General features: G+C 44.6%; 14 protein-coding genes. 3 read left to right on the top strand and 11 right to left on the bottom strand.

The features are described from left to right. Window positions 1–3 precede the first annotated feature (3 nt). The 11 genes from IDJ77_RS05050 to IDJ77_RS05100 form a co-directional block, all read right to left on the bottom strand. Complete coding sequence (locus IDJ77_RS05050; protein WP_191187837.1) at window positions 4–3,759, bottom strand: baseplate J/gp47 family protein; 3,756 nt, start codon at window positions 3,757–3,759, stop codon at window positions 4–6. 3 nt (window positions 3,760–3,762) lie between these two features. Then, entirely contained in the window at window positions 3,763–4,215 is a 453-nt protein-coding gene (locus IDJ77_RS05055; RefSeq protein ID WP_191187838.1) for a GPW/gp25 family protein, read from the bottom strand. Window positions 4,216–4,227: 12 nt separating this feature from the next. Continuing rightward, entirely contained in the window at window positions 4,228–4,518 is a 291-nt protein-coding gene (locus IDJ77_RS05060; protein ID WP_191187839.1) for a PAAR domain-containing protein, read from the bottom strand. Between the two features lie 12 nt (window positions 4,519–4,530). Next, window positions 4,531–6,279 (bottom strand): type VI secretion system tip protein VgrG, encoded by a 1,749-nt coding sequence (gene vgrG, locus IDJ77_RS05065; RefSeq protein ID WP_191187840.1) that lies wholly within the window; start codon window positions 6,277–6,279, stop codon window positions 4,531–4,533. A 5-nt stretch (window positions 6,280–6,284) separates the two neighbouring features. Beyond that, window positions 6,285–6,974 (bottom strand): CIS tube protein, encoded by a 690-nt coding sequence (locus IDJ77_RS05070; protein WP_191187841.1) that lies wholly within the window; start codon window positions 6,972–6,974, stop codon window positions 6,285–6,287. Beyond that, window positions 6,974–7,147, bottom strand: coding sequence for a DUF5908 family protein (locus IDJ77_RS05075; protein WP_191187842.1), 174 nt, complete (start codon window positions 7,145–7,147; stop codon window positions 6,974–6,976). Before IDJ77_RS05075 ends, IDJ77_RS05070 begins: the two co-directional genes overlap by 1 nt. Continuing rightward, complete coding sequence (locus IDJ77_RS05080; RefSeq protein ID WP_191187843.1) at window positions 7,147–7,602, bottom strand: phage tail protein; 456 nt, start codon at window positions 7,600–7,602, stop codon at window positions 7,147–7,149. The genes IDJ77_RS05075 and IDJ77_RS05080 overlap by 1 nt, the downstream gene beginning before the upstream one ends. Window positions 7,603–7,685: 83 nt before the next feature. Beyond that, window positions 7,686–8,117, bottom strand: coding sequence for a phage tail protein (locus tag IDJ77_RS05085; RefSeq protein ID WP_191187844.1), 432 nt, complete (start codon window positions 8,115–8,117; stop codon window positions 7,686–7,688). A 65-nt stretch (window positions 8,118–8,182) separates the two neighbouring features. Further along, on the bottom strand, window positions 8,183–9,610 hold the full coding sequence (locus tag IDJ77_RS05090; RefSeq protein ID WP_191187845.1) for a phage tail sheath family protein: 1,428 nt from the start codon (window positions 9,608–9,610) through the stop codon (window positions 8,183–8,185). Between the two features lie 40 nt (window positions 9,611–9,650). Beyond that, on the bottom strand, window positions 9,651–10,820 hold the full coding sequence (locus IDJ77_RS05095) for a hypothetical protein (RefSeq protein WP_191187846.1): 1,170 nt from the start codon (window positions 10,818–10,820) through the stop codon (window positions 9,651–9,653). Beyond that, window positions 10,817–11,410, bottom strand: coding sequence for a DUF4255 domain-containing protein (locus tag IDJ77_RS05100; RefSeq protein ID WP_191187847.1), 594 nt, complete (start codon window positions 11,408–11,410; stop codon window positions 10,817–10,819). Before IDJ77_RS05100 ends, IDJ77_RS05095 begins: the two co-directional genes overlap by 4 nt. A gap of 536 nt (window positions 11,411–11,946) precedes the next feature. On the opposite strand from IDJ77_RS05100, the gene IDJ77_RS27570 reads away from it, so the two are divergent. The 3 genes from IDJ77_RS27570 to IDJ77_RS05110 all read left to right on the top strand — a co-directional run bounded on the left by IDJ77_RS27570 (window position 11,947) and on the right by IDJ77_RS05110 (window position 18,021). Beyond that, window positions 11,947–12,495, top strand: a complete 549-nt coding sequence (locus tag IDJ77_RS27570; RefSeq protein ID WP_224750967.1) for a DUF1624 domain-containing protein — start codon at window positions 11,947–11,949, stop codon at window positions 12,493–12,495. A 42-nt stretch (window positions 12,496–12,537) separates the two neighbouring features. Further along, window positions 12,538–12,924, top strand: coding sequence for a hypothetical protein (locus IDJ77_RS27575; RefSeq protein ID WP_224750968.1), 387 nt, complete (start codon window positions 12,538–12,540; stop codon window positions 12,922–12,924). Window positions 12,925–13,890: 966 nt separating this feature from the next. After that, window positions 13,891–18,021 carry a hybrid sensor histidine kinase/response regulator gene (locus IDJ77_RS05110; RefSeq protein WP_191187848.1) on the top strand — a complete coding sequence of 1,377 codons (4,131 nt, stop codon included), beginning with the start codon at window positions 13,891–13,893 and terminating at the stop codon, window positions 18,019–18,021. Window positions 18,022–18,059: the final 38 nt, after the last annotated feature.

Here is an 18,059-nt window from a genome sequence, read left to right on the forward strand (position 1 = left end):
AAATTAGTCCGCACTATTATATTCGTCTATACAATCCTCTGCCAGCGTTGCCGACAGCAGTTCAATGATCCCGGCAATGGCATGTTTCTTAGCCGGTGCCGATACCAGTACCGATTTTGCTGTTGAGGCTTCTATCAAATCCGTATCGGCACTTTCTGCAGCTATAGTTTCATCAACGCGGTGATACATTTTCACATCGGTGATGTAATCCACATAGCTGCGCTCTTCAATAAAATCTATCAGTACCGATTTATGCACCTTTCCGCCAAACTCCACATCCGTGGTTTTGCCATAAGCCCAGGGCGTTAAAAAGGCGGTTATTTCCTGCTGCAGCAGGTCGTGGTAAAAATTAAATTCCAGCCCGTTAACCAGTTTAAGCTTAAAATCGAGCCTTACTTCTTCAAACTGCGGGTGGCGCACGTGCAGTTTCACATGGCAGGATAAGCGCTCGCGCAGAAAATCATTTATCGCGCTCAATACATCCTGGTTGGTATAAGGGCGCAGGGGGTTAGCATCGTTACGGTTAACCAAATTTGGTATGGTAATAATGGTTACATGGCCGGGCGCTACCTCGTTATAATCATTCCCCTCGTATTTGGTATGGTTAAGGCATTTTACCTTATGTATGGCCGGGAAAGCTTCTAAAACCAAATGCTCGTAATCCCAAATGGTTATCGCCCTGGCTTTATGCCTTAGCCGCTCGCTTACGCGCACATAGTACGGGCCGTTGGCTTCGTTAGCCCTGCCACCGAAGCTGGCATACGGCTGTTCAATTTTTTTAATGGCCGATGTGGTTTCTTTAAGCTTGCTTATGGCGCCGGCGGGCAGGGCCTTATCCATAAAATCGGCAGCGTTATTATTATACTGAAAGGTCACCACGGCAGCCTGCGCCAATACCGCCATCAGCTTGCAAACGGTTTCGGCTTTGTCTGTTACCGATGCCCTGATCCAGATATACCCGGCCGGAAGCACAGTGTTATCAGTACCTGCATCGGCAGGCAGCACAAACGATACAATACCCGAACGCACCATCTGGCCGGTATTATCGCTTACCTGTTGTTTGGTAAATGCCTTCCATTTATTTTTACTTAGATAGCTCCAACTGATGTGTTCATCCGGCTTTTCTAATAAAGGGTTGCTGGTACCTTCCAGTACCTGGAATAGCACGTTAACGCTTTGCCCTCCAAGTAAATTTTCGAAGCCGATGTAAAACTCGCCCTCGTTATTTAAGGCGGTGTTTGCAGGGTTTACAAATTGAGGTAAAACGCTTACGTTGCCACCTGTAAGTTTTTTATGCTGCTCTACCTCCCCAAAAGGAAAAACATGGAAAAATTGTACGGCGCGGTTATCGTATGATGAGGCAGTTGATACATCAAGCACCGACGATGCCTTGTAATGCAGTGATATTTTTTGAATACACGGCGTGTACGGCTCTACAGGTAAGGAAGGCGTACCCTCATTAGCCAAATCTATCAGGTACTTGGTATAAGCTTTTTGATATTCCTGGTGGCCGAAACCATCTTTTAATGTGAGCTTTAAAAAGCCTTTTACGGCTGTAATATCAAAGGGCCTCCATACTTGTGCATAGTCGAGTATAGCTGCGTCGGGCAGGGCGAGCAAACTATCCGGGAAATTAATAGTGGCCAGGTATGGATTTACCGTTGTATAAGGCGGCTCTACTATAAAATCGCTTAATATTGCTACATCCGAACCACCGCTTACCGCCTGCCAAACACCTTGCTGTAAGGCAAGTGCTTTTACCCGTGGATTGGAATCTACATAATCACTCCCCAAAAAAGTGCCGCTATTAAAATCAATATAGTAAGCGCTATCAGGCAGGTCCTTCCACTCTACCCTAAAAAACACCTTAGCGCCTCTCTTTTTAAACACTTCTTCGCTGCCGATGATGAACGAGGCACCTTTTTTTGGTGCCGTGCCAAATGGCAGAAACGGTTTGGCTGCATCTAAAACACCGGTATCGTTGGATAGGGAGAGATTTTTTATACCGCCATTAATAACCGAATCTGCAGCGTTAAGGCCTACTTTTACTTCAACCTCAACGGCCGAGATCACTATATTTTTTAACGATTCGTATACATACGGTACGGTATCCTCATTTTTAAGCACCAGCTTTAATACCGGCAACGCGGTACTGAACGCGCCGCCATGAACCTTAATATCGTAATTGGTAATGGCCGGCACATCGCCCGCGAGACTAAAGCTAAGCACGCTGGCTGCCGTGGTGGTGCCGCTTATTACGCCGCTTCCCCAGCTAAAGCTGTTTACCTTTACCCAGCCTTTTTCTGATGTGAGGTAGCATTCGGCCTTTAACAGCGCAGTATGCTGGGCTGCTGTAAACGCGGTGGCAAACTTAATATTTACCAGCCTGTCGCCTTCGGTTAAATACAAGTAATGCGACGCTACCGCGAAGCCTATAGTAGCTTTGGGCATGGTAACCGCGCTCACCGCGCCATCGGTATATTTTTTATTGATAAATGGGTGCCATTCCTTCCATGCCGATTCGGGCGGCGCGCCCAACCCGTCGGCCGAGTTGGCCACAGGTGAGGCAAAAAGCCTGCCCGCGTTATTTACCGCGCCAAAGCTATCGGCTGTGTTGCCTTTGTAAACGGCCATTAACTTAGCAACTTTGGCTTTGTTAAATACCACATCGCGGTCGATAGCATAGCTTGCTTCCTTACCTGTGCTGTCTTTACCGGCTTTAAACAAAGTCCCTTTAGGTACCAGGTAATTATCAACCTGTTTGGCCAGTTCTAAAATAACATGCGCTTTATTAGGCTCGGCTTTTTTGGGGAAAAGCTGCAATACTTCTTTATAGTAAAAATCGAGATGCCGTTGTGTTAAGGTATTGGCATGATCGCGGGCAGTGCGGAACAGCTTTAAAAATGCCAGGAATAAGGTATAATGCGGTAGATGTTCGTTCCAGGCGTTAAGTGTCTGCTCTAAGCTGTTACCGGCATCGCTGATGATCTTTGAATACGACAGCAGGAACTGATCAAACAGCCCCGAAAACAGGTTATGGTTGGCCGCATGGTTTATTTTGCGGTGATTGTTCCAGCTGATATCGCCATAAATACTCCGGTCCTCTGGTATGGCATTCATAAAATCGCCCCAGTTAAGGGCGCTTTTTATCCAGATGGGTGATAGCCCTGCGGCAATCAGCGCAGATGCTTTTAAAACAGGCAGATCGAGCACCTTCCAATCCGGATTATCAACTTCCTTAATAAGCCCCATTGCCTTGCCGCCCTTGTAATAGGCCAGCAGCTTTTGCAACGATGGTTGCAATTTTATGCGGATGAGGTTTTGTATGGTTGCCTTCAGGCTAAGCGTATCGGGCAGTTTTACCAAAGCACCATCAAGCCCTTTGCATAAGGTAAGTATACAAGCAAACAAGCCGCCCAAAGCTTCTTTTTTAAGGGTGACGGTGCTAAAATCCTCATCGCCTTTTATGATGGCAAAACGTTCGCTTAAGGCAATGCGGTACTGGTTAATATCCTGTATGGCTACGGTACCAATGGCTGCCGAAATATCGTTCTCAAAAAATGGTTTCCAGTTGCCGTTGATGTTATTAGTAGCATCGTAATAATTAAGGTAGGCGGCAAACTGGCTGGCAAAAACAATCCAGTCGGCATAATCGCGTTCATCAATATTGATGTAGCCGCTTTTTGTGGCCGCAAGCAGGCGCTGCTGCTGGTTGGTGCCGCCGCGTTGTAAAGGATTTTTATTTTCGCTGCATGACATAGTTTATAGCGCTACAAGGTTATTAGTAGTGATCAGTTCCAGCTCGGTGCCCTCGTTACGGTAATACGGGTACACAAAATTGAACCGGGAGTTGGTGGCCCTCACCATGTATTCTATCTCCAGCATAATGATGCCCTCTAACTCGTTATCGGTGTTCATCTCTATTTTCTTTACGTCTATCCTCGGTTCGAAATAAAGGATGGCCGTTTGAATCTTATCTTTTATAATGGTTTTGGTGGTGGTATCCAGCGATTCGAAAACCAGTTCGTCCATATTACAGCCGTATTTGGGCTGCATTACACGCTCGCCTACTTTGGTTGAAAGCAGTATTTCAAGGCTTCTCTGAATATCCAGCACTTTTTCGGTAACCTCCACGCCTTGTGCGGCCACATCAAACGCGGGCGGGAAACTCCAGCCCTTGCCTAAAAAATCGTTGTTCTTAAATTCAGTTTCCATATCGCTTTATTTTTAACCGCCTATCATTACTGTTGGCGCGCCCAAAACAATTGTCCCGCCATGCGCCGTTGAATCTCCCATACGTGCGGCCGGTGCACCGCCAATCATTACTGTTGATGAACCCATCACTATGCTATCCGGCGGGCCGGCGCAGGTAAGCATATCGCCAACCCTTGCTGCCGGTTGCCCGGCAATTAATACCGTTGGGCATCCGGCAGGTAAAACGGGGCCGCCAACATGCGGTACCGTGGCTGTAACCATGGGGCAAACGTGCATATCTCCTACTCGCGCTGCTGCGGGCATATCGTTTAGTTTTTAATTTATTTGTACCATTGAACCCCGTACCACCGTATTACCGCCCGATGATACCTCCGCGCCTCCGCTGCCTTCTACTTTGGTTTGGGCGCTGCCTTTTATATTTACGTTAACCCCTTCGGCCTTTACATCGGTAGCGGCCTTCATTACTATATCTTTTATACTATCCAGCTTTATACCATCCTGATCCATCACGAACTTATTGCCATGCTGGTCTTCCATGCTGATGGACTTTTCATCCTCGGACAGGATGAACTTATTGCCTGCAGGCGTTTCTATATTGATGGTCTTCTTCTCATCGTTGAATATCACTTTCATTTCGCTGCGCGATACATAGCCTTTTTCGTGGTTATCGTCTTTGGTTTCCAGCGGCGCTTCCTTATCGCTGCTGTTGCACATACCCAGTATCACGGCAAAACGCGGGTCGTTGTTAATAAAACCTACTATCACTTCATCGCTAATCTCGGGCCTGAAGAAGGTGCCGCGTTTTTTACCGGCATCCAGTGTACAGATACGGCTCCAGATGCCTTCATCGTCCTTATTTATTGATGGCAGCCGTACCATAATACGGTCTTCATGTTCAGGATCGCCTTCCAGTTTGGTTACCACGCCAATTTGCAGGCCCTGTATGGCCGGCAGTAAGGCCCCCGCCTGTGGCTGCTGCAGGTTATAGGTTTGCGCAAACCATTCGGGGTTAAGGCCAAACTGAAATACGGTTTCCCAATTACCTTTATCTATTTGCTGGCGTATGCCGGTTACAAACAATTTACCTTCAAACCGTTCGCCTATGCCATTCACCTGTATCATTTGCCCGGGTTTTACAGCAGCGGTGCCATCGGTAGTTACCCGGCCACGAACTTTTGCCAGCTTATGCTTCAACATTTTGGCGTTGGCCCATTGTTGTAATTCCTGCTCGTTCAGCTTCCCGCTATGCTGCAGGTTAAAACTATCCTCTCCTATCACATCGGCCAGGGTATCGGCAGTAATATTGCCTGCATCGGGCACATTGGGGTCCTCGGCCTCAACGGTATCTATCATTTCCTGTTCAGTAGAATTCCAGGCGGCAGCTTTTACCGACTTAAATTGCAGGCGGGCATCAATCTCGGCGTCGAGGTCGTGCACGGTAGCGCCGTATTGAACAGTTAATGCCGGTGCCGAAGCGAAATCGGGTTTGGCTATGCTGATCTTGCCATCATCGGTATTACAAAGCAAACCGTTAGCATCAACCCGGCAAAGCATAAAATCCCAGTCGGTAGTATTGTATTGTACCACTTCCTCGTGTTTAAGCGTGGTAGCTTCTACATCCTTTTGAATACCGTACTTGTCTATCAGCTCTTCCATTAACTCGCTGTCTTTTATATCCTTAAAGTATTTGCTTTTGCAAGCCACCGTCATTTTAACCGCTTCGTCCTTACATTCTATCATCAGCACCGAACTTGTTTTTCTTATTTTGATGCCGTGTTTTATTACTATTCCTTTAAAAATGGTTTCCTCCTGTGCGCGGTAACCCGCTTTTATCTCTATTTTTTTCCCGGGTTCAAAATCGGCCGTATTGCTTATCGCGAATGATTCCTTTGAGGGTTCGCCATCCAGCAGAATTATATTGGCCGATGAAATACGGTTAACCTCTTTATTCACAATGATGGACAATACCTGGTACGCCTTAGAAACCTCATTCCCATCTGATAGCATGGTAAATGTGCATACGCTTTTAGGCGCATCAGAGGGTATTGTTCTTTCGTTGGGCATATATCTTACCGGTTATTTATTTTACTTATCGGCGGGAAAAACAACTCCGTTCCCTGTTGCAGGTGCCTGAAATTATATAGCTTATTTGCCTTAGCCACCTGTACATAATATTTCGAGTCGCCATAGATCAGGAAACACATCAGCGGCAGGGTATCACCCTGTTTTACAACCCGGTAATGTGTAAGGTCCGGTGATTGCGGATTTTCTGTTGCCACCCGCAGCGTCTCCTCAATACTGCCTTTAAACCCGGCTTTGCAAACCGCCCTGATGGGGCTGCCATCAGGGTTAAACAGTTTGTAGGTAATGGTTAAGGCATTGCAGCGCCCCTTGAAAATGAAGTTGCCCCATACCAGCTTAAAGTGCTTTGGCTCGTGCGAGGAGCTGTCAAATTCCAGCAGCAGCTTTTTAAAGTCTTCTACATCATCGTGCACGCTGGCCTTTGGCTTGCCATCAATAATGCCGGTACAGTCGAACAAAAACTCAAAGGACATTTCCTCGGGTTTCTTCACGTTAAAGCGTTGCGTTGCCGCGCTGGTGCCGTGCCCCTGCCCTTCGGTAAACTCTACTTTATAATCAAGCACATAAGCTTCGGGGTTGATAAGCGCGGTAAACGGCGCCCCAACCTGGTGGCTATCGGCATAATCCGGATTGTTGTATGCCAGTATTTTGATCTTTTCCAGTTTTCCTTCAGCCATTATCGTTCGTTTTTAGCGTTGATCATGTCAACCACCTGTTCAATACATTGCCTGATAACGCCGTCCTTATCATCGTCCTGCGCCGATGTGTCTGAGGCAGGCGGCGCGTCACCGCCAGCCTGCGGCTGGTTTACCGTTACCCGGATGTGGAGTTCTTTTATCTCTAAAGGCATTATTTTACAGTGAAATAGTTATAGCTTATGTCCAGCGTTTCGATGACTACCGAGTTTTCCTGTGCATTAAAATCAGATACAGCCCACTTTTTTGGCCAGGCGTTAAAAATGTTCCAGGTTTTAAGCGGCTGGTGCTCTTCGTTAAGCAGCATTACGTTGATCTGCACGGGTTTAAACGTGCGGTTTTGCAAGGCATCCAATACCCATCTGATCACCTTCGAATCGGTAAGCATACCGCGTTTTAACGACAGGTCGGGGTACTTGCTGCGCAGGGGCAGCTTATGCTCAAACCGGTTTTCGCCGCCCTCTTTGTAAGCCTCGGTATCGTATTCTACATTGAGGCCCGATACAGTTTGAAAGCGCGAATCGTTGTCGTTACCAATGCCAACAAAATCAACCTTAAAATGGAACCCTACGGGGGGATAATAGCCCCCCGCCGACGTGTTATTAGCCATAATTTTAGTTTTTAAGCAATAAACTACCCGCTGTTACCAATTTTAGCGTGGGCAACAGGCGCGATCTTTTCAGCTGTATTTATCTAATTAAGTATATTGAGGCCTTCGTGCGCCAGTTCGAGCGTTTCAATCGCCACCTCGTTGCCATCTGATTTTAAATCACTTGCCTGCACCTTTATCGGGAAGGCGTTAATGATCTTCCAGCTGATAACCGGTTCGCGGTTTTCATTCAACAGGCTAATGAGCAGGTCGCGGCGTTCTACCTTGTTCATCTGCACGGTGTTTATCCAATTATAAAATTCTTTGTCGCCCTCAAAAGTGCCGCGTTTAAGGGTGATGTTGCTGAATTTTTGCATACCGGGCATCTTTATTTTGGTGTATTGCGGGCTCGAACCATCGCGGTATTCAATAGGTTCTACCTGCATATCAAGCCCGGTTACTTCGGTAAAACCGAAACTTTTATCCCCAAACGTTACCGAGAAGTGAAACTTGGGAAGTGGATATTGTGTTGCCATTGTTTTTATGTAATAGGTTTTTAACAGATGTATTTATATAATTGGTGATAACAGAACATTATCTATCAACTCTCGGCCATTTTGTGGCTAAAGCGCAGGATAATAAACTCTGCCGGGCGCACAACGGCCATCCCAATTTCAATAATGAGCCGCCCTTCCAGTATGTCAAGCGCGGTCATTGTTTTGTTAAGGCCCACTGCTACATAAAAAGCATGCTCGGGCTTGGCTCCCTGTAAGGCACCCTGGCGCCAAAGTGTGGTCAAAAAGTTTTCCAGCATACCCTGTACGCGCACCCAGGTGCCCGAATCGTTAGGTTCAAACACGAAGCCTTCGCTGGCTTTTTTGCTGCTTTCTTCCACCATATTGAAGAAGCGCCTAACGGGTATGTAACGCCACTCATTATCGTTACCGGCCAGGGTGCGGGCACCCCATATCAGTATGCCTTTACCTGTAAACGCCCTGATAACATTGATAGATTTACCGGCATCAACATCAACATTTAAGCCACCCTGCGCTTCATCGGTAACTTGTTTAGTTAGGCCTGATACCATGTTGAGGCTTACGTTGGCCGGTGCTTTCCACACACCGCGGGTACTATCTGTTAATGCATAAGCACCTACTACAGCGGCGCTTGGCGGTAGGGTAACGCGCTGTTTATCCAGTTCCAGCTTAACCAGCGATTGCAGTTCGGTGCTCAGCGCGTCAAAATCGGGTGTGCTGGTAACTTCAAAGGTGCCGTCCTCGTTCATATCCTTATTCAGCGCGATAGTAAAGTTGGCAGCTACAGTTACATCATACAAATAGTTTAACGATGTGCGCAGGAACGGATGGTAGGCCGCGCCGTATTTTAAGTTGGTGGTACCTATTTCATCACGTACATTTTGCGGATCATCGGCATAGCAATCCATTACCACAAAACGGTCTTTTAAAGTACCGGCCTGCAATAATGCAGCATCATACAAATCGCCGGCATCGCCTGCATTGGCAACATGCACCGCCTGCGGGAAAACCAGCAAGGTTGGCTCGTCATAACGTTCGGCCATTTGTAAGCCGGCAGCCAAATTGGCCCTGGCTATGGTTGTACCGGTAGTATCGCCTACACTAATAATATAGCAGGGGCCGCCGCCATTAGCAAAATATATTTGCATATGGTAGTACATGGTTTGTGTTGATGGCGTAGGCACCGTTGCAGTTATCACCCGGTTTTTCAGCTCGGTGGTACCGTTTTTATAGGTTTCTTCAATAGTAACATCAAAGCTTTCCATAGGTGTACGGCCAAAATAGCTTTCGTACTCCAGCAATGAGATTATACGCTTCGCTTCGGTTACCACTACACCACTAATGGTTTCTGATGGTAAGGGCGTACCGGCCAAACCGGCTTTTTCCGTATAGCCGATAAACACCGGGATAGCGGTTTCTACCTGCGCCACTGACGGCGGAAACTTTGGGATCTCTTCAATGTAAACCCCAGGGGTTTTGTAGGTTGTTGCCATAATAAATGATTAAATGTGATACATAATAAATTCTTATACGCTAATAGTTTAAATGCAATTCTGAACACAAATAGGTATTTCCGGCTCTGACAATTGTACCGAGCCTGTCTTTCCCGGGGTTGGCAATAGGTAAAATGTCGCCCAGGGTGGCAGATTTTAACAAAATGGTAGTAAGGGGGATTTCTTTTAGAGGGATGGGTTTATCGGATGTAAATTGGTTTACAGTATCTGAAGAAAAAGTGATATTGTTTGCGGTATCTTCTATAGTGGTAACATCGCTGGTTCTGGAGAGGTATTTCCAAATAACAGCCCGGCTTGCAAATTGCAGGGTAAATAATGTGCCTTTAGGTTTGCCGGCGGCATCAAACAAGGCAAAATCATTTGCGGCAGGCAGGTTATTTACGAGCTCGAGCACGCCGAAAACATTGCGGTAAACAACGTCGCCATCAAGGTATATCAATTTGTCGGTGCCGTTAACATTTACCCGGTATTTACCCGGTGGCAGTGCCTCTAAACGTACAGGGACGGTAGTTTGAGGTGTGTCAAACGCAATGTTGACAGGATCCGTAACTTGTTTATCATAATTGCCATTTGCCGGGTTAAAGCCAAAAACACTAACAACAAAATTGGTTGCGGCCACAGTATTAAACAAGTATAAAAAGGGCGTTATTTCTATCAGGTCGGCAGCGTTGGCATACTGGAATTTTCCGAGCTTCATCCAATAACCCACATCAGATAAAGCGTGTGCGTTGCCCGAATTACTTGGCTTTATCGATTCAAAAACATCTTTTGCCGCATTTGCAGCGAAACTGCCAATTGGATACTGGCGGGCATTATTGTAAGCAGCTATTTTCAAGTTGAGATACAGATCTGTGCCTATTTTTACCTGGTTGCCATTGCTAAAGTAATACCTTAATGGCTCTGCAGGGTGATAGCTTAAATTAGTATAATTATTGAAATACGGGTTGTTGATACGCAGGTAGAAGCTCAGCTTTATTGAGGGGCTAAGCTTTACATAAGGCTTCCCTGCATCATCTACACGGGTTAATACGATTAGCTTGTGGCCGGCTTGTTTCCAAACCATACCATGCCCTTTTAAAATAGCGGCGGTAGCGGTAGATGGTGTCACCGCCAGGTCCTCACAAAACTTATTAGTATAGTATTCATGCAGAATAGCTACGCTGAACACTATTTTATATCGCAGGCTCATGTTAGTTGAAGTTTAGTACGGCCACTTAGTTCAATTTCGGTAATGATGCCGCCGCCTGCAATAATGGCTTCTTCATCAAGGGTTATCTGCCTTATTTTGTATAACGCCGATGGAAGATATTTACCGCCCAATATGCTCCACAGATGGTTTACCTGCTCAAAGCTCATCGAGTGCAGATCAAGTATTATCTTTTGTATCTTAGGATCCAGCGCCGGATGGCTAAGCGGGGTAAATACCCGCTGATATTGAAAAAACTGGATAACGTACGACAGCCATTTAAGCGCCTCGGCATATTCGGTAACGTTTACAGCAAATACTACATACAAGTTAAGATACAGCGGCGGGTTTTTGTAGTTGATGCCGTTATCTGTTTTTACGAAATTTTCTTGCTGACGGGCAATGCGGTCCTCCTCTACGTTAACAAGCGAAAGTATGCCCTTATTGGATAAGGAGTTTGTACCGGCCCCTTCATTATCCATGGCTTTTGTAATGTTGCCCAATACAAAACGCGGATCGGTGTTGGCCCCCAGCTTCTGCGATAGAAATTGGTTTACCTCGTCTAAAAGAAATTTTAAAGTCTCGTTAATCATCGCCAAAAAAGCTAAAATTCACAAAAAACAAAAAAACGCCAGACCTACAAAAAAATATGTTTTACCCTGAAAAAATAGAAAACCAACTTCACAACATAAGATTAGGTGGTAGATATACACGGGGAATGCAAACCAAAGGTAGAGTTAATTTTATTTAATGCAAATGAAATTATTGCTTCTTACAAAAACATTCATTCAAATATGTAATTAATGGTTAAACACATAATTAATTTGAAGCTAAATATTAACTTATCGTATACCCGGCAGGGTTAAAACACGGTACAAATACCGTGTTTTTCTACCCCGTAAGCTTAGAAGGCAAACCGGCAGAGGCGGCAACAGTCAATTCAAAGTCAGACAATAACTGGACTATACCGATTGTTATTTCTGGACTACATGAATAGTCCACCCTACGTGTAATTTTATCTCCATATAACAAACTAAGCTATCACCTTGCCGTAAAACGTGATGCTTCTATACCAGTTCGACTGTGAATTTGGAGGCTTCGAATTTCCGGTATTTTTACCTAACTAGCAATGAGCACAATTTTAAAAAACCGGATAACTTCCATTGATTTTCTGCGCGGCACTATCATGATCATCATGGCGCTTGACCACGTAAGGGATTATTTATATTCAGGCTCTTTTCTTTATGATCCTTTGGATCTTACCAAAACAAGCGGCATATTATTTTTTACCCGGTGGATCACCCATTTCTGTGCGCCCATATTTATGTTGTTAGCCGGCACCTCGGCATACATTATCGGCCAGCGAAAAACTAAAACGGAACTATCAATATTTCTTGTAAAGAGAGGTTTATGGCTGGTGTTTCTCGAACTGATTGTGGTTAACCTCGGCTGGAATTTCAATATCACGTTTCCGATGTTTTTTTTCATCACCATTTGGGCACTTGGTATAAGCATGCTCATCCTTGCAGCTATTATTCATTTGCCCATAAAGGCCATCCTGGTTGTCAGCATCCTGATCATAGCGGGGCACAATCTGCTTGATGGAATTCATGTAGAAGGCAATTCCCTGCCGGCGTTTGGTTGGTCGCTCCTTCACGATCAACGGTTTTTTACCTAGCACAACGAGCTTTTCCTGGTAGGTTATCCAATTTTGCCGTTAATGGCTGTGATGCCTCTGGGTTATTGCCTGGGTACCTGGTTTGCTACAGGCTACAACAGCAACAAAAGGCAGCGAAATTTATTGCTTGCGGGCATTTTATGCATAGCGGTGTTTGCCGCATTGCGTTACACTAACGTGTACGGGGATCCGGTAAAATGGTCGGTACAAAAGAACACCTTTTTTACTTTCTTGTCGTTTATCAATGTAAGTAAGTACCCGCCATCGTTTTTATACCTGTTGTTGACTTTAGGCGCTGCATTTATATTCCTGTCGCTTACCGAGTTGCTGAGAGGGCGTATTGTAAACATAATTTCAGTATATGGCAGGGTGCCAATGTTCTATTACCTTATTCATATATACGTTATCCATACCATCGCTATTCTATAGTCGGCGGTTACAGCAGGTCAGGATTGGAAAATTTGGATACTGACCAAACCCATCTGGTTCACAAGAGGCCTCCAGGGTTACGGTTTTTCTTTGCCTGTTGCCTACTTGTTTTGGTTGGCAATAGTAATAGCTTTATACCCCTTATGCAAACGTTACGACGCTTATAAGCAAGCGCACAAAGAAAAGTGGTGGCTGAGTTATTTGTAACGCCGAACCTCAAGATACCATTCCGGGTGTTCATAACGCCGTAATTCTGCGCCCTGAAAAGTTTCGCTTTGGTAGGTTTTAAATTGCCGCTTTGGTTGGTCAGTTTAGTTATTCTCTTGTTAAAACTGTTGGGGCTGGCATTATTGCTTAGCGCAATTATTGCCATTTTTTGGGCTGGCTTAGTAAGGGCGCGGTTGTAAATACTGCAAGGCTATTTTATGGGCTTTCGTGTTATACTGCGATATCGCTTAGCGCCCATTCCCCGGCAATGCCTTTATCAACTACATCACAGGAACCGTTAGTACAATCTATCCAAAAACATCAAAAATTGATTACGGTGTTCGACCGGAATTCCTCCGGCTTTGCTTAACCATCAAAAAACAACCTTTAAATCAACTATTTAAATGCATTTGTTAGGATCGATAAGCTTACTGAATAATTTACTTCACCCCACCCGAAACGAAATAGTTTTTTGTTACTAATGTTTACGACAAAAAACAATATTAATGAAACAAATTTGCCGAAACACCGTAAGAGTAGATACCAGGCTACATACAATAAAATGCAGGCGATTCAAATTTCTTATGATGCTAAAACACAGTGCTGCCCCTCCTTTATAAATTACCAAAGTAAATAGCTAAAACACCAATTGCTTCCTCCGAAGTCTATAGCATTATTTTACCGTTGTAGTTTTACTTTGATTAAAATATCCGGTGGGTTACTTAAAAAATATTTGCAACAAATCACTGATACGATAAAATGAAACGCGTATTTCCTTTTATTCTGTGTTTATACCTGCTTTACTCCGGTTTATCTTATTCGCAAACCCGCGACCTCAATTTTAAACAGCTTAGTACGAATGAAGGCCTTTCGCAAAGCCATGTGTGTGCCGTTATTAAAGATAGCCGCGGCTTTATGTGGTTTGGCACCGAAGATGGCTTAAATAAGTATGATGGATATAAATTCACCCATTACAAGCACGACCAAAGCAACAAAAAAAGCATTATTGATAATTATATATTAGCGATAGCGGAGGATGGTGCCCGCAATTTGTGGGTGGGGACGGAGAGCGGACTGGACAGGTTCGACCGGGCCACAAACACATTTATCCATTACTCCAATGGTATAACTTTCGCCGTCCGGTCTATCTTTTTAGATACTCAAAACAGGATGTGGCTGGGCACCAGCAAGGGTTTGTATCTGTTTAATGCAGCAAATGGCACATTTAAGAAATTCACCCATGCCGATAAGAGAACAAATGATTTAGCCAACGATTATATATCCCAGGTTACCCAGGATAATAACGGTTGGCTTTGGATAGCAACGGATGACGGCTTGTATCATTTTAATCCGCAAAACGGTAAGTTTATCCGCTATGCACATGATCCTGCGAATAAAAACAGCATTAGCGCCAGTTGGATAAAAGCCGTTTATAAAGATAGCAAAGGCAATATTTGGATAGGCACGCATGGCGCCGGGCTGGCCTTATATAACCCCAAAACCAATTCGTTTATAAATTTTAAGTATAACCCCAATAACAGCAACAGCATCGGCCATAATGATATTCTTTCGATTATGGAAGGCAGCGACGGCAAACTATGGGTTGGAACCGAAAACGGTGGTCTGAGCATATTTGATTATCCGGCCAATAAGTTTGTTACTTACAAATTTGACGCGAATGACCGTTCCAGCCTTAGCAGTAATTCCGTTTATTCTCTATATAAAGATGATGGCGGAAACACCTGGATAGGCACATACTCGGGCGGTGTAAATTTTTTGCCGCGGTTTGGCAACAAATTCAACTCATACCGGCAAAACCCAAACAACCCAAATAGTTTAAGCAATAACTACGTGCTCTCCATCTCCGGGGACGACACAGACGAAAATATTTGGATCGGCACCGATGGTGGTGGACTCAATTTATTCAACAGGAAGAAAAAAACGTTCGTCCGCTACCTGCATAACGATGGTAACATTAATACCATCAGCAACAATTACGCAATGGCGATAGTGCCTGTAGATAAAAACCTCATTGGCATTGGTTACCACATTGGAGGGTTTGACCTATTCGACAAAAAAAAGGGCGTTTTTAAGCATCACATGCCACAGGCAAATAACCCAAAAAGCCTTTCCCTGTCTGATGTTAACAATATGTATAAAGCCCGGGACGGCAGTATATGGATAGGTACCTGGAAAGGTGGGCTTAATCATTACAACATTAAAACCGGTGTTTTTACCCACTATAAAAATAAGCCCGGAGATATTAATAGCATAGCCAGCGATATAAGTAATACCATGCTGGAGGATAAACAAGGCAATATATGGGTAGGCACCGATAGCGGCCTGGATATGCTGGATGCTAAAACCGGCCGCTTTACGCATTACCAACACAACGAGGCAAATAAGCAAAGCATATCAAACAACACGATAGAGGCTATTGCCGAGGCGGGCAACGGAGATATGTGGGTAGGCACCAATGGCGGCGGGTTAAACTATTTAAACAGGCGTACCAAAACCTTCACGGTGTACACCGAAAAAGACGGCTTGCCTAATAATGTGATCTACAACATTTTAAAAGACCGCAAAGGCAACTTATGGCTAAGTACCAATAAAGGCATCTCCAGGTTTAACCCCAAAACTAAGATCGTGAGGAACTATGGTATTTCTGATGGGTTGCAGGGAGATGAATTTAAAGGCCACTCCAGTTTTCAAACTAAGGATGGGCAAATGTTTTTTGGTGGTGTAAACGGGTTCAGCACTTTTTATCCTGATAGTTTAGAAGACAATACCTTTATTCCGCCTGTTTATGTAACCGGGTTCCAAATTTTCAACAAACAAGTTATAGCAGGCGGTAAAAACTCCCCGCTTCAAACGGATATCACCGAAACGAATGCCATCAATTTATCCTATAAACACTCGGTATTTACATTTGAATTTGCAGCCCTTAATTACACCTTCCCCGAAAAAAACCAATACGCTTATAAGCTGGAGAACTTTGATAAAGACTGGAATTACGTTGGCACTAAACGAACTGCAACCTATACCAACCTCGACCCGGGGAATTATACCTTTAGGGTTAAGGCCTCAAATAACGATGGCAAATGGAACGACAAGGGCACCGCTATCAATATCTACATAAAGCCTCCCTTTTGGCTTACCTGGTGGTTTAAATTAGCGGCAGGTTTACTATTTGTTTTTAGCGGGCCGGCGTTTTACTTTATCCGCACACGCGCTATTCAGAAACAGAAAACCGAACTGGAGCGGCAGGTTAAAGAGCGTACAGAGCAGTTAGCGCGCGCAATAGAGATTGAAAAAAAATTGGCCCTTGAGGCAGAAGAAGCTAACAAGGCTAAAAGTATATTTTTGGCTACGATGAGCCATGAGATCCGTACACCGATGAATGGGGTAATAGGCATGGCGGCCTTACTTGGCGAAACCCCATTGGATGACGAACAGCGGGCCTTTACAGAATCTATTCAAACCTGCGGTGAAGACCTGCTGGCGGTGATCAACGATATTTTAGATTTTTCTAAAATAGAATCGGGCAATATGGAGCTGGAAGAAAAGGATTTTAGCCTGCGTACCTGCATTGAAGAAGTTTTTGATGTTTTTGCTTTAAAAGCGGCTAATTCAAAACTCGATTTGGTTTATCAGATAGACTACGATGTGCCGGCACAAATTATTGGCGATAGTTTAAGGCTTAGGCAGGTGCTCATCAATTTAATAAGCAACGCTATTAAGTTTACAAAAAAGGGAGAAATTTTTGTGAGCGTGCGCTTACTTAACATCTCGGATGATAACCAAATAGAGCTGGGTTTTGATATAAAGGATACCGGCATCGGTATTCCTGCCGATAAGCTGCACCGTTTGTTCAAAGCATTTTCGCAGGTAGATTCTTCTACAACCCGCCAGTATGGCGGCACCGGCCTTGGCCTGGTTATAAGCGAACAGCTGGTAAGGTTAATGGGCGGCCAAATTAGCGTAGAAAGCGAAATTGGCAAAGGAAGCACGTTCCGTTTTTCTATCCGCTCGCAAAAAAGCATGCTGCCGGAATTACCACATGAAAATTATGACATGAATGGTTTTGCTAACTTTAAAATTTTAGCTGTTGACGATAATGATACCAACTGCCGGATTTTAAAGGCCCAGCTGGAACAATGGAAGTTAAGCCCGGTAATTGTTAAATCTGGCGAACAGGCGCTTAAAGCATTATCAGAAGCGAATGATTTTAAACTGGTAATTACCGATATGCAAATGCCTTCTATGGACGGCATACAGTTGGCAACCATCATCCGCAGCGAGTACCCCGAATTACCAATTATGCTGTTAAGTTCGGTAAATTACATTTTGCATAAAGACCATCCCACCCTTTTCTGCTCCATATTAACAAAACCGGCAAAGCAGCATATTTTATTTAAACACATTGTAAAGGAACTTAGCAGGCAGGTAAATTCAGCGGTTGGTGAGCATCAGCAGCCTGATACGCTGAAACGGGCATTGCCGGATAACTTTTCGGAGCTGTACCCATTAAATATTTTGGTGGCCGAGGATAACCAGATGAACCAGAAATTGATCATGAAAATTTTGAGTAAACTGGGATATGAGGTTGACTTGGCTGTAGACGGCTTGGAAGCCCTGGAATGTGTTAATAAAAAAGCATACGATATTATCTTAATGGATGTACAAATGCCAAAAATGGATGGCCTGGAAGCCACACAGATAATAAAAAAACGGTTCCCCAACCGACCGGCCATTGTAGCTATGACAGCCAACGCGCTGCCGGCCGACCTGAAGATTTGTATAGATGCCGGCATGGACGACTATATAAGCAAGCCATTTAAATTGGAAGGGCTGGTAAATATGCTGGAAAAATGGGCTACCACCAGTTAAATTAAAAAGCCGGGTTTGATAGAATGTATATCGCAGAA

This window comes from Mucilaginibacter pankratovii, assembly GCF_014773265.1.
GTDB classification, from domain to species: Bacteria; Bacteroidota; Bacteroidia; order Sphingobacteriales; family Sphingobacteriaceae; genus Mucilaginibacter; species Mucilaginibacter pankratovii.